Origin of the sequence: Bacillus cereus group sp. RP32 (assembly GCF_040459735.1) — a bacterium.
GTDB lineage: Bacteria > Bacillota > Bacilli > Bacillales > Bacillaceae_G > Bacillus_A > Bacillus_A wiedmannii.
In genome coordinates this window covers 4,361,112-4,373,770 of record NZ_JARVHO010000001.1, presented here as the reverse complement: position 1 = coordinate 4,373,770, position 12,659 = coordinate 4,361,112, and the positions used below count along the sequence as shown (strand labels likewise).

Below are 12,659 nucleotides of genomic sequence, written 5' to 3'. Positions count from 1 at the left end.
TTAAACCTCACTTATTTTATTAACCATACACTCATTACCGAATAGAGTTGATGTAAATTTAATGGTTTACTTATATAATCTGAAGCGCCAGCAGATAAACATTTCTCTTTATCATTTGGCATTGCTTTCGCAGTTAATGCGATAATAGGTATTTCATGTAACCCTAAGTTCATTCGAATATGTTCCATCGTTTCATAACCATCCATATTCGGCATCATAATATCCATTAAAATAAGGTCAATATTTGTATTGTTTTTTAGTATGTCTAAACACTCTATGCCGTTTTGTGCGGTAATAATGTTGGCATGTTGTTTTTTTAATGCATTTTGTAATGCAAATATATTTCGGTGATCATCATCGACAATTAAAATGGTTTTCTCTTGGAAGACATTATTTGTTTCTGGTGTCACGATAGTTTCCTCCACAACTTCAGCAGGAATAACATCTTCTATCGTTGCTGCAACTTCTAAATTGGATACTTGTATATCAGTTAATCCATTTGGAAGGTTAGGAATATATACAGTGAAAGTACTGCCTTTTCCTACATGACTCTCCAACGTAATCCAACCACCTAACAATCTAGCAAATTCTTTACAAATAGATAATCCTAAGCCTGTACCACCATATTTCCGAATCGTTGCGCCATCTGCCTGTTGAAAGGCTTCGAAAATAAGTTGATGCTGTTCTTTAGCGATACCAATACCAGTATCTTTTACCGAAATTGTAATCCAATCATTACTTATAGACTGCATATCATGACTCAAATTGGTTGTTTCTATCGAATCGAAATGTAAAGAAACGGATCCTTTTTCTGTGAATTTAAATGCATTGGATAATAAGTTTTTAATAATTTGCTCAATCCGTTTTGCATCTGTATAAAACAGATCAGGAATCGTATCACTGTCTTCAATAGTAAATTCGACATTTTTTTGTGCAGCTATATGTAAAAAGTTTTGCTGCATATTTGCTGCCATGTCACTTATGTTCGTTGCTTCAAAAATCACATCTAGTTTTCCGGCTTCTACTTTAGACAAATCTAGTATGTCATTAATTAAAGTAAGTAAATCTTTCCCTGATGAATGAATAACGGTTGCTAATTCAATTTCATCGTCAGATAAATGATTATCATGATTTTCTTTTAACATTTCAGATAATAGTAAAATACTATTTAATGGTGTGCGTAATTCATGTGACATATTTGCTAGAAATTCTGATTTGTATTTTGAGCTACGTAATAACTCACTTGCTTTTTCTTCTAATTCTGATTTAGTAATTTGTAAGTCAGCTGTCTTTTGCTCGGCCTCTTCCGTTCTAGACTCTAGTTGTTCATTCGTTGTTCTTAATTCTTCGGCTTGCATTTGTAGTTCTTCAGCTTGCGTTTGTAATTCTTCTGATTGAACTTGCAACTCTTCTGTCATTGCTTGTGATTCATGTAAAAGAGTTTGAATTCGCATACGTCCCATAATACTATGGATTGTTAAACCTAGATTATCAACAGTTTGTTGAATTAAATCTTGATGTAAGTCTGAAATCTCAGTTACACTTACTAACTCCATTACTGCGATCACTTCATCCTCAAATAAGATAGGGACGACTAGTAGGTTTTTAGGGCGTATTTCTAATAATCCAGTAGTAACGTAACGAAATTCTTCAGGTATGTCTCGAAGAATAAAACTTTTCTTTTCTAAAGCAGACTGTCCAATGAAACCTTCACCCATTTTAATGGATTGTTTTCCAACATCAGAACCTTGATCGGCGAAAGAAGCTTTCTTCACATAGTAGACAGTTTCTTCAATTTCTTCACGTACATAAAATGCACCGCAAGAAGTTTGCGTTTTTTGTATAACTCCACTAAGAATTTTTTTACCTAATATCTCAATAGAAGGTACACCTTGATACATTAAAATTAATTCTGCAAGCTCGGTTTGCAGCCACTCTCTTTTCGATATTTCGTCTAGTAAGTGGTTCGTTGTGTGAGCTAGATCTTTTATTTCATCATGGCTGTTCACATGAATTCTTTCCGTAATTTTTTCTTTAGAAGAAATGGATCTAATAGCTTGAATTACATTTTTAATCGTTTTTGTAATGGAATTCGAAATATAGAGTGAAATGATAATGGAAATACAAGAAAGTAAGAACAATAAACTGTATAACCAAATCTCTAATTTATTATTTTCGGTATCTAATTGTGCAGCTCTTTTTTTCGTTAGTTGTTCCTCTACACTACGGAAGTTAGTTAGCTGCGATTGTAATGATTGAATTTGAGTCGTGTCGATCGCTTGTACGTTATTATTATTGTGATTTGTAATGAATGGGTGAATCTCTTTATTAATCCAACTAGTAATGTTTTCATTAATCTGTTTTAATTTTTCTTGCTGAGAAGGGTTATCCTCTAATAGAGCTAAAAGATCTTGATAATGTTTTTCGTAATCCTTTTCTGCAGCGTTAAGGGATTGAACGTAATTTGCATCATTAGAAGTGATAAATCCTTTCGCTTTATTTTCAATTGTTAGTAAATCTTTCTCCACTTGATTCGTTAAATTAAGAACTTTAAAATCGTGATCAATAATAAAATTACGGGATTTTTGTAAACTGGAAATCCCATTGTTTAACATAATGAAAGAAATAAGCAAGAACAAAATGATAACTAAATAACCAGCCATAATTTTGTAACGAATACTAAATTTTGCTTTCGATTTCATTAAAAATTCCTACCTTCAAGATTATTAAAAGTTTTCAATCGTAAAGAATGAAAACGTAATATATATTATATCAGTTTTCATAAGGGCAAACTAGAAATCCCCCTTTTGTATAAGGGGGTCTCGTTTTGAATAGAGGAAATCATTTTGAAATATAAAACTATATGTGAAAAGTAACAATCGAGGGAATAGGGGGATAATAAAACTTTTAAGAAGGAAAGAGTGTTCTTAAAGCTTTTTTTGCATCTATTCCTTCAAAGATAAATAATACAAGCTCTCTCTTTTTTACAGTAAGGAAAAAGGATACTAATGTGCTTAAGTTTTTAATAGAAGTAAGTGTTCCATGTTTACTTATAAATAAATTCGTTTGAAATGTTGTCATTAAAGCATAAAAATGATGAATCTGCGTTATTGTAGGTGTTTCATTATAAAGAATAGTAGTAGATTGGATTGCATTCATCGAAATATTCCTTTCCATATAATAAGCATAACAATATAAACATACCCGTTTTAAAAAATGTTAAACATATAAATAGGAAAAAATATAATTATAGTATTTTTACGTTTAGAAAGGGTTACGAAGGGTATACATATACTAGAAAGAGATTGACTGAAGATGAATTATAAGAGTTCTAGTCTATAAAAATATACTTTTACTTTAAATAAAAAGGAGTCTGGTATACATGAATGAAATGATGATTAATATTACATTTGATTTAATTTACTTGTTAAGTAGTTCGCTTGTAATCCTTTTATTATTCGCTTTTTTCGTAAATGGTTATGTTAATAAGAAGATTAGTGTATACAGAAATGAAGAAAGATAAAGATACATTATATAAAACTTTAGGAGGTTAATAGTTATGGATGTAAATAGAAAAATAGTAGGTGTTTTTAGAACAATTGATGATGCGGCGTTCGTTATTAATGAATTAAATGATAAAGGATACTCGGCGGATAATATTTCAGCTATTGCGAAGGATCAAAAGGAAATTGAACATCTGGAAGAAAAATCGGGTGAAAAAGTGAATCATGAAACTGCACATAAAGCGGATATCTTTTCAGCGACAGGGCTTGTGGCAGGAGGAGTAGCAGGCGGACTCGGTGGTTTATTAACAGGTCTTGGTATACTTGCCGTTTCTGGAATGGGTCCAATCGTAGCAGCGGGACCTATCGCAGCAGCTATTGGAGGAGCCGGTATTGGCGGAGGAGCTGGAAGTTTAATAGGAGCATTTATTGGATTAGGAATTCCTGAAGAACATGCTAAGAAATATGAAGAATACATTTACGATGGAAATATATTAATTTTAGTAGATGCAAAATTAGATGATAAGTTAGAAATCTATAAAATATTTGATAAGCATAATGCGTATAACTCTGATTTCTTTAAATAATATGTACATCACATATTTAAACATAATGAATATCGTTTTTGATCTTACAACTTTGGCACGGCCGAGGAGTCGTATGACTATAAGAGAGGAAGGGCTTATAGTAAAAGATCAAGTTTAAGAGAGAAGGGGTGTCTTTTCGTGATTGTAAAAATATTGAAGGATAGTAGTAATAGTTTCCTTTGTACGGTTCAAAATAAAAATGGAGAGCAGTATGTGAAGAAATGGTTTAGTAAACAGGAAAACAAGGAAGAATTAGGGCGACCAACCTTTGAAGAAGTAGAAAAGGATTGGAAAGAAAATAGGGAATCGTTTATGTATCCGAATGTAAAAGCGGTTTATTAAACATAATAGGCGTTTTATTCTTACAAAATTGTCACACTCCTGTAAGGTAATTCAATAGATTCATTACTTTTTCCATGTCATAATAAAGACATAAGAAAGCTTATTCAAACTACAACTTATTAGGAGCGTGTCAGTCATGATTGTAACAACAACGTCTGGAATTCAAGGTAAAGAAATTATTGAGTATATCGATATTGTAAATGGTGAAGCTATTATGGGTGCAAATATTGTCCGCGACTTATTCGCTTCCGTTCGTGATGTTGTCGGTGGTCGTGCTGGTTCTTACGAAAGCAAGCTAAAAGAAGCTCGTGATATCGCAATGGATGAAATGAAAGAACTTGCAAAACAAAAAGGTGCGAACGCTATCGTTGGTATTGACGTAGATTACGAAGTTGTTCGTGATGGAATGTTAATGGTTGCTGTAAGTGGTACAGCTGTACGTATATAAGTAAATAAAAAACAGGCTCCCCCTTGAAGTTCATGCTTTGAGGGGATTTTTTTGTTTCATGACTACAGTTAAAATGAAGAAGAGTTGAGGGGGTATTGCACGGGAATTTAGATAATAAGCAGACGTACCTGCTTATTTCAACTGTAGTATATATTGTTTTCAAGGAGAAAAGTAAGAAATACAACAATCTTTATATATGTTTAACGAGAGTGTTAACTTTATGATAAATAATAAAATTGTTATTTGAGGTAAGAGGAGAAATAATGGTATGAATAACTTTAGAGGGTGTATAGTTTATAGAAATAAACGATTGAGCATGTAAAGAGTTGTATTACATAAAATTTATAATGAATGGAGGCGGTTATATTATGTTTTGGTTAGGATGTTTTTTAGGATATATTGTAGGTTCAGTTATTACATGCGCTCTACTTTATTATGGGTATAGATCCAATGAAAATAAAAAAGTGGATATACAAAAGAGGGAGGAGAGGAAAATCAATAAAAAAGGTGTATAGGATGTGGAAGGTAAGGTGATAACGTTGATGCAAAAATAAAGGACAGTACATATTTTATATGACGACTATGTACTGTCCCGCTTATTCTTTTTGGATTAGGAAAAGTGGTTTCCTGTCTTGCTATAAATTTCATAGGCGAAATAACCAAATAAATAGCCTATTCCAGACCCTAAACTAATGGAAAGCAGTGAGAAATTTGGAAAAAACATACCGAAAATCAAACCGATTATACAGCCAATAAGCATTCCTATAGGTATTAAACTGTCTAATAAAATTTGAGCCTCATTTGATTTTTTCTTACCTAATTTGCCGTGCTTATATTTATGTTCCAATCTTTTTATTACAAATACTACAATTCCCCCGACTATTACAACAGGCGCGATTGCCGTGAGTAGCCACATGTTTGAATCTCCTGTCATCTTTTAAAATAATCATACCAAATAATTACAATTTTGTGTAGGTAGATAATTGAGGAATAATAATGTTGTCGCCTTTCCTCTAAATAGTATTGCGTTAAACTTATAGATTTATAGTTGTTATTGAAAAAATGATAATCTCCACATAAAATAATTGGGTAAAATTTCAAATCATTATTCTACTGTGGAATAAAAATGATACAGTAATAATTAAGATAATGCGGTTCACTATTTAAATTAAAATTATTTAGAAAGATATTGAGGTGCAATAGATGATACATAATATTCCAGATGTTTATACAAAAAAAATCCTTATAGTAGACGATGAAAAAGAGATTTTAAATTTGTTGGAAGCAGTTTTAAAGAAAGAAGGGTTTCAGCATATTTATACATGCACAACCGGAAAAGATGGAATACACATGTGTAGGCAAGTGCAGCCAGATCTTATCATATTAGATATTATGCTTCCAGATTTAGATGGATATAGTGTTTGTGAGCAAATTCGACAGTTTACATTCGTTCCAATCTTCTTCTTATCGGCAAAAAATGAAGACTTAGATAAAATACTTGGATTAAGTATAGGGGGCGATGATTACATTACAAAACCTTTTAGTCCAAAAGAAGTAGCATATAAAATAAAAGCATTTTTTCGACGCAATCAATATGAAGAAAAGGCTCGGAATATATATCAATTTGGAGACATTACGCTAGATGAAGCACAAGGGACAGTGTTAAGGGCTGGTACATTACTAACCTTAACAGCAAAAGAATTTAATATATTACTATTTTTAATAAAAAATCCAAATCAAATTTTTAGCAAGGCTCGATTATATGAAGCTGTCTGGGGTGAAACATATCTAGGGAATGACAATATTATGATGGTACATATTCGACATTTAAGAGAAAAAATAGAGGATAACCCTTCAAAACCTTATTATCTTGTAACGGTAAGGGGACTTGGATATAAACTTAATACAAAAGGTGATGCAAAATGAAGTGGAAGGTCACGAGACTATATATTACCTCATTAATAGGATTAATTATATTTATCCTGATCGTTCAATTTTTTGCTTTTAGTTATTTAGTATTTACATATAATCGTGAGGGGATGGATGATCCAGAGAGCTTAGTATTAGCTTTTCAAAAAGAAATCAAAGTAGAAAATGGAAGTGTTTCTATAACAAATAAAGGAGAGAAATTTTTACAAGAACATGGAGCATGGTTACAAGTATTAAATCATAATAGTGATGAAATTTTTCAAATGTATAAGCCTAAAAATACACCAAACCACTATACTCCTAGTGACTTAATTTTACGCTATAAGTACGATGTTGGTGATTATACAACGTTTGTAGGTAAGTTAGATAAAAATGCACAGGTAGATAGCTACATTGTTGCTTTCCCGTCAAATCAAGCATTACGGAAGTCGGTCTATTTGAACTTCAATAATTTATCTAGCTTCTATCCATATGGGATTTTAATGTTAGTAGGAGTGACGGTGGTTTGTATTTTATTATTTGCTTACATTGTGGCAAGGTATATGTCCAAACCTGTTGTCATGATCATTGAACATATAAATAAATTAAAACAAGGACAATATAAACAAGTCCAGGAGGAAAAGGGAATATATGCAGAGGTGTATACAAATCTAAATCAGTTATCACATCAACTAGAGGATATTAGCATTCAGAGAAAAAGACTAGATACGATGCGAGCAGAATGGATTGTAAATATCTCACATGATTTAAAGACACCACTTTCTTCTATTAAAGGGTATAGTGAAGTTATAGGAAATCGGGATTATAAAATTACTGCACAAGAAATGTATCAATATGCAGAAGTAATTCAGAGTAAATCAATTTATATAGAAAAATTGATTGATGATTTAAAACTTACATATCAATTGAAGAATGCGTTATTACCTATCCATAAAACTACGGTAGATATTGTAAATCTCACTCGAGAAATAATTATTGAATTTATGAATATGCCTCATTATGAGAATCGCTTAATTGAATTTGAATGCCCTCAGGAAGAATTAGTTATACAAGCAGATCAGGGATTAATTCAGCGTGCCATAGTAAATCTAGTGAATAATGCGCTCATCCATACTGATGTTAAAACATTAATACAAGTTCGTATAAAACAAACATTTGGATACGCCATAGTTACGATTGAGGACAATGGTAAAGGGATAAATAAAAGTGATTTACCACATATTTTTGATCGATACTTCCGTGGTACAAATACAGATCCAAAAAGTGGTTCAGGTTTAGGAATGGCAATTGTAAAGGAAATCATCGTAGCTCACGGTGGAGAAATTGTAGTAGAAAGCAACAAAGGAAACGGTACTAAAATTATATTACAAATTCCGGTGAAAAATTAAGCTAAACTTAAGGTCAACTCAATTCAAAATTAAGCATGAACTTTCATAATAAATGATAGCTTAATTAAGAAAAGAGGTACCAATAATGGGAACATATATCGTTGAAACAGAGGATCTGACAAAGACATATGGAGCTGTAAATAGTGTAAATCAATTAAAGATGCAAGTTGGTGAAGGTGAAATTTATGGATTCCTAGGCCCAAATGGAGCTGGGAAAACGACGACAATTAGAATGTTACTTGGATTAATAAAACCGACGACAGGTAATATTAAGGTATTCAATCGAGATTTAAAAACAAATCGAATAGATATTTTAAGAGAGGTTGGCTCTCTTGTTGAATCACCATCTTATTATGGACATTTAACAGGTTATGAAAACCTAGAAGTAATTCGGCAAATGTTGCAAGTACCAAAAATGGCTATTGATGAGGTACTGCGTATTGTTCGATTAGAGAAACAAAAAAATAAATTAGTTAAACAATACTCACTTGGAATGAAGCAACGCCTTGGTATAGCAATGGCGCTACTTGGCAATCCGAAACTATTAATTTTAGATGAACCTACAAACGGATTAGACCCTGCTGGAATTCAAGAAATTCGTGAGCTCATCAAACAATTGCCAAAGCAATATAATATGACAGTTATCATTTCTAGTCATTTGTTAAATGAGATGGATCAAATTGCAACGCAAGTGGGCATTATTAATAGTGGACAGCTTATTTTTCAAGATAAAATTGAAGTTTTACGTAAAAAAAGTCAGGCATCAATGAAAATACGCGTAAATGATGTAGTAAAAGCTCATCAAATATTAGAGCAGCATCATATTCATCTTAATATTGAAGGCAATTGCCTAGTTACGCAGCAACAAGAAGACCACCTTATTTCTCACATAAATCATTTATTAGTACAGCAAAATTTATCAGTGTATCGAATTGAAGAAGAGAAACATACGTTGGAAGAAATATTTCTAAGTTTGACAGAAAAAGGCGGTGTTTTATAATGTTTGCTGCCTTAAGAAGTGAACTATTGAAATTAAAAAAAAAGAAATTGTTTTTAGTAGTCTTTTTGATACAGGCTTTAGCATTATTCTGGTTATTTGCTATTGTTTCACAAGAAAAAAAGGAATTTCTAAATTGGGAGTCGCTTCTTTCAAGGATAAGTATGATAAATGCATTATTTTTACCTATAATGATTGCAACAATTGCATCTCGGATAATTGATTTTGAAAATAAGGGAAACATGTGGAAGCTATTGTGTGCAATTCCTATATCTAGGAAGCTAGTATACATAACCAAAATTATCTTTAGTCTCTTTTTTCTTGTATACGCAAGTGTAATTTCTATTTCTGTAATTATATTAATAGGAAAAATTTTTAATTTTGAAGGTGAAATTCCAGTAATATTATTACTGAAATACGGTTGTTTTACCATTATAGGGTGTATTCCGATGGTTATTTTGCAACTCTGGATATCATTGGTAGTGAAAAATCAAGTATTTGCTTTAACGACAGGTGTAATTGGCTCATTTTTAGGTTATTTTGGCCCAATGCTTCCTTGGAAAACATGGATAATTTGGACATATTCATCTCTTACAAATCCAATTTCTTGGGCATTTTCCAATGGGAAAATAGTATTTTTTCCGAACCAAGGAGTCATGATGAATCTTTTTTTAAGTTTAGGAGTCGGTTTATTATTTATTATTCTCAGCACTGCTCATTTTTCGCAAAAAGATATTCATTAGGAGGGTGCACATATGTTATTAAGTTCATTTCGATGTGAATTATTAAAATTAAAAAATTCTAAAATATGGATCGTAATGACGTTCATTCCGCTTATTTGTATTGCGCTTGGACTCATAAATTTTCAAGTAAACCACGATGTCTTAATGAAAGTCTCAAAAAATGAGTGGGAGAAAGCTTGGACACAAGTTGGCTTAATATATGGCTTATTTTTATTTCCTGTCGTAGTAAGTATGTATTGTGCGTTTGTATGCCGCTTTGAACATAGTGAAGGTAATTGGAAAAAAATATTATCTTTACCAATCCCATTTCGATATGTTTACACGGCAAAGTTATTAGTCATTTTTATGTTAACCTTATTGACACAAGTATTTTTTTTAATTGCTTATATCGTAATTGGTAAACTATTAGGTATTACAAGTCCTATACCTTGGGTTTCATTATTAAATTGGTCATTAAATGGATGGATTGGCACGTTTTCAATTGCTGCACTACAATTATTTCTTTCATCTTCTATAAAAAGTTTTGCAATTCCAGTTGGAATGAGTTTTGGTTTTACCTGCGTAGGAATGATATTTCATTATTTAAATATCGGATATATATGGCCATTTGCGCAACCGGGATTAGCCATGGATCCTATTCATTTAAAAGGTTTGCAGACTTTCTTCCAATTTAGTAGTTTTTATGCGTTAAGTTGCGTATTTGTTATTATATTTACTTTTGTTGGAGTTCGAAGATTTACAATAAAAGATATTATATGAATAGACGTATAGTGGAATTATTGAAATATGAGGGCATAGAACAGATAAATTTTTCAGGTGAAATACGTGCGTGTATTAATAAAAAAGAGCTAAGTTTATTCTTAATAGGATAAACTTAGCTCTTTTATTTTATCTTGCCTATCGTATTTTTTCGGAGTATAGGTGCTACTCCTTATATACATCATGTAAGCTGCTTTCAAATAAGTCTATGCTAAGATATAAAAAAACAAGAGGATATATGCTCTTATATTGAATGCATTTATCTCCGTATTCATGTAGTCAATTTAAAAGAGCACTCAAAATAGAGCCTTCAATTGCATTTAATAACTCGTCAAAAACACTTTCCCTTTCGTTTTCTTAGCAGACTGCACAACATCAACCGCACTTTTCACATCGGCTAAGTCATATGTAGAATGTACTTTCATAAAACGTAATTGCTTATTTTCCACTAAGCGAATTAAGTGACGAAACGTTTCTTGCCATTTATATGGTGACACTTCTTTATTCCAATGTCGTAAATGAAATATGTTCGCGTGTACTTTTGCTTTCGTGACAATCTCTGCCCAGTTTACTTGTATTCCTGATAGAAGGCCAATCGTTAAAAAGTGCCCGTTTGGACGTAAGGAAAAAGCTAATTCATTTCCATCTGGTCCTCCGATAGAATCGATCGCAGCATCTGCACCGAGCCCGTTTGTTAATTCCATAACGGTTTCATAAAGCGGGGTAGTGGAAGTATCAATTACATATGCAGCACCAAGGCGCAGTAATTCTTCTGTATGTTTATTATTTCTTGTAACAGCAATTAATCGGAAGTTTAAAATTTGTGATAACTGCGCAAATAGATGTCCAATAGCGGATCCACAAGCATTCACTAATAAAACGTCATTACGTTGTAAGTTTAACGTTTCTGTACAAGTAACCCACGCCGTAAGAGGATTAATATACATTTGTGCCGCTGTAAAATCATCAATGGAATCAGGAATAGGGACTACAAAATCAGCTGACGTCTTCACATACTCTTGCCAAGTACCTTCTCCGCGTATCGGTAAAACACGTTTACCGATAAGGTCTCTAGAAACGAAAGAACCAACATCTACTACAGTACCAACACCTTCATAACCAGGTATGTTAGGTAACGGAATTCTATGAGCGTACGCTCCGGTTACGGGAATTAAGTCAGATGGATTAATCGGTCTAACTAACATACGGACCAAAACTTCATTATCTTTTAATGGTTCTATATTTTTAGATTCAACTTGTAATACCTCTTTTGGGTTACCAAACTCATGAAATTGAATGTGTTTTCCGTGCAAGATAAATGTTCCCCCTTAGTTTGATAGGGTTAATTATAGCATTTTTGGTTGGAGTGATTATTTCGTTATCAGAAAATAAAGGGGAATGGAAATTCGTCGTTTATCCATTTGATAAAATAGATTTCTCCTGAACACATAATAATATAAGAAAAAACGCTCTTGTGAGCGTCTTTTTCTAACTTGAGATAGATGTATCATTATTGTTCTACTAGGTTACATAGTTCTCGTATAAAGTTTTCTCACACAAATGATCTGTGTATCAATTTGTTTTTGATATACAGATCATTTGTATGATAATTATTATAGATAATTGCTGAATAATGACCTTACATGAATGCTTTTAAAAGTTCTTGAACTAATGGAATTACTCCACCTACAAATTTTAAAACTGCCATTGCGATTTCCATATGATTGCCTCCTTTTTGTTAATAATAAGATGTAATAAATATTTATATTCCTATTATAGTAAGCGCTTACAAATATATCAATGCATTTTGATATGCAATATTTCATATTATTATTGGATAATGAATATGATGAAGAATCGATAAATTATCTCGCCGTTTGCAGACAGTAAGACTTCTACCTCAACATGCTAGGTGGGAGCTAATAATCAGTGGGGAACAAAACCCACCCTGATTATAGTTTCA

Annotated in this window: 13 protein-coding genes and 1 pseudogene; 9 read left to right on the top strand and 5 right to left on the bottom strand. The window is 32.2% G+C overall.

Annotated elements, in window-relative coordinates:
* Positions 1 to 11 precede the first annotated feature (11 nt).
* Together QCI46_RS22535 and QCI46_RS22530 are read right to left on the bottom strand one after the other, a co-directional pair.
* A complete protein-coding gene (locus QCI46_RS22535) occupies positions 12 to 2,702 on the bottom strand; it encodes an ATP-binding protein (RefSeq protein ID WP_353841443.1) in 2,691 nt (896 codons plus the stop codon).
* Between the two features lie 205 nt (positions 2,703 to 2,907).
* On the bottom strand, positions 2,908 to 3,159 hold the full coding sequence (locus QCI46_RS22530) for a hypothetical protein (protein WP_116443159.1): 252 nt from the start codon (positions 3,157 to 3,159) through the stop codon (positions 2,908 to 2,910).
* A gap of 223 nt (positions 3,160 to 3,382) precedes the next feature.
* Here QCI46_RS22530 and QCI46_RS22525 point away from each other — a divergent pair, with 223 nt between their 5' ends.
* The 4 genes from QCI46_RS22525 (at position 3,383) to QCI46_RS22510 (ending at position 4,880) form a co-directional block, all read left to right on the top strand.
* Complete coding sequence (locus QCI46_RS22525; RefSeq protein ID WP_080377776.1) at positions 3,383 to 3,523, top strand: hypothetical protein; 141 nt, start codon at positions 3,383 to 3,385, stop codon at positions 3,521 to 3,523.
* Positions 3,524 to 3,559: 36 nt separating this feature from the next.
* The gene (locus QCI46_RS22520; RefSeq protein WP_353841442.1) at positions 3,560 to 4,090 is read left to right on the top strand and encodes a general stress protein; all 531 of its coding nucleotides are present in this window, start codon (positions 3,560 to 3,562) and stop codon (positions 4,088 to 4,090) included.
* Between the two features lie 138 nt (positions 4,091 to 4,228).
* A complete protein-coding gene (locus QCI46_RS22515) occupies positions 4,229 to 4,432 on the top strand; it encodes a DUF4028 family protein (RefSeq protein ID WP_353841441.1) in 204 nt (67 codons plus the stop codon).
* A 136-nt stretch (positions 4,433 to 4,568) separates the two neighbouring features.
* Positions 4,569 to 4,880 carry a YbjQ family protein gene (locus QCI46_RS22510; protein WP_000637510.1) on the top strand — a complete coding sequence of 104 codons (312 nt, stop codon included), beginning with the start codon at positions 4,569 to 4,571 and terminating at the stop codon, positions 4,878 to 4,880.
* Between the two features lie 610 nt (positions 4,881 to 5,490).
* Here the strand turns inward: QCI46_RS22510 and QCI46_RS22505 are convergent.
* Positions 5,491 to 5,796, bottom strand: a complete 306-nt coding sequence (locus QCI46_RS22505; RefSeq protein WP_353841440.1) for a hypothetical protein — start codon at positions 5,794 to 5,796, stop codon at positions 5,491 to 5,493.
* A 287-nt stretch (positions 5,797 to 6,083) separates the two neighbouring features.
* Between QCI46_RS22505 and QCI46_RS22500 the strand changes: the two genes are divergently transcribed.
* The 5 genes from QCI46_RS22500 to QCI46_RS22480 all read left to right on the top strand — a co-directional run bounded on the left by QCI46_RS22500 (position 6,084) and on the right by QCI46_RS22480 (position 10,696).
* The gene (locus QCI46_RS22500; RefSeq protein ID WP_353841439.1) at positions 6,084 to 6,806 is read left to right on the top strand and encodes a response regulator transcription factor; all 723 of its coding nucleotides are present in this window, start codon (positions 6,084 to 6,086) and stop codon (positions 6,804 to 6,806) included.
* Positions 6,803 to 8,197, top strand: coding sequence for a sensor histidine kinase (locus QCI46_RS22495; protein WP_353841438.1), 1,395 nt, complete (start codon positions 6,803 to 6,805; stop codon positions 8,195 to 8,197). Before QCI46_RS22500 ends, QCI46_RS22495 begins: the two co-directional genes overlap by 4 nt.
* Before the next feature lie 85 nt (positions 8,198 to 8,282).
* Positions 8,283 to 9,197: an ABC transporter ATP-binding protein gene (locus tag QCI46_RS22490; protein WP_098815161.1), complete on the top strand. Its 915-nt coding sequence runs from the start codon at positions 8,283 to 8,285 to the stop codon at positions 9,195 to 9,197.
* Positions 9,197 to 9,937: an ABC transporter permease gene (locus tag QCI46_RS22485; RefSeq protein WP_353841437.1), complete on the top strand. Its 741-nt coding sequence runs from the start codon at positions 9,197 to 9,199 to the stop codon at positions 9,935 to 9,937. The genes QCI46_RS22490 and QCI46_RS22485 overlap by 1 nt, the downstream gene beginning before the upstream one ends.
* A gap of 12 nt (positions 9,938 to 9,949) precedes the next feature.
* Positions 9,950 to 10,696 (top strand): ABC transporter permease, encoded by a 747-nt coding sequence (locus QCI46_RS22480; RefSeq protein ID WP_353841436.1) that lies wholly within the window; start codon positions 9,950 to 9,952, stop codon positions 10,694 to 10,696.
* A 320-nt stretch (positions 10,697 to 11,016) separates the two neighbouring features.
* Here QCI46_RS22480 and QCI46_RS22475 read toward each other — a convergent pair whose 3' ends face one another.
* Together QCI46_RS22475 and QCI46_RS22470 are read right to left on the bottom strand one after the other, a co-directional pair.
* Complete coding sequence (locus QCI46_RS22475; RefSeq protein ID WP_353841919.1) at positions 11,017 to 12,012, bottom strand: zinc-dependent alcohol dehydrogenase family protein; 996 nt, start codon at positions 12,010 to 12,012, stop codon at positions 11,017 to 11,019.
* A 323-nt stretch (positions 12,013 to 12,335) separates the two neighbouring features.
* A pseudogene (locus QCI46_RS22470) lies at positions 12,336 to 12,522 on the bottom strand (hypothetical protein).
* Between the last annotated feature and the right edge of the window lie 137 nt (positions 12,523 to 12,659).

Excerpts from the sequence above, each read along its gene's own strand:
- QCI46_RS22535 (WP_353841443.1), bottom strand. The coding sequence starts at position 2,702 with ATGAAATCGAAAGCAAAATTTAGTATTCGTTACAAAATTATGGCTGGT.
- QCI46_RS22495 (WP_353841438.1), top strand. The coding sequence starts at position 6,803 with ATGAAGTGGAAGGTCACGAGACTATATATTACCTCATTAATAGGATTA.
- QCI46_RS22510 (WP_000637510.1), top strand. The coding sequence starts at position 4,569 with ATGATTGTAACAACAACGTCTGGAATTCAAGGTAAAGAAATTATTGAG.
- QCI46_RS22480 (WP_353841436.1), top strand. The coding sequence starts at position 9,950 with ATGTTATTAAGTTCATTTCGATGTGAATTATTAAAATTAAAAAATTCT.
- QCI46_RS22525 (WP_080377776.1), top strand. The coding sequence starts at position 3,383 with ATGAATGAAATGATGATTAATATTACATTTGATTTAATTTACTTGTTA.
- QCI46_RS22530 (WP_116443159.1), bottom strand. The coding sequence starts at position 3,159 with ATGAATGCAATCCAATCTACTACTATTCTTTATAATGAAACACCTACA.
- QCI46_RS22505 (WP_353841440.1), bottom strand. The coding sequence starts at position 5,796 with ATGTGGCTACTCACGGCAATCGCGCCTGTTGTAATAGTCGGGGGAATT.
- QCI46_RS22500 (WP_353841439.1), top strand. The coding sequence starts at position 6,084 with ATGATACATAATATTCCAGATGTTTATACAAAAAAAATCCTTATAGTA.
- QCI46_RS22490 (WP_098815161.1), top strand. The coding sequence starts at position 8,283 with ATGGGAACATATATCGTTGAAACAGAGGATCTGACAAAGACATATGGA.
- QCI46_RS22485 (WP_353841437.1), top strand. The coding sequence starts at position 9,197 with ATGTTTGCTGCCTTAAGAAGTGAACTATTGAAATTAAAAAAAAAGAAA.
- QCI46_RS22520 (WP_353841442.1), top strand. The coding sequence starts at position 3,560 with ATGGATGTAAATAGAAAAATAGTAGGTGTTTTTAGAACAATTGATGAT.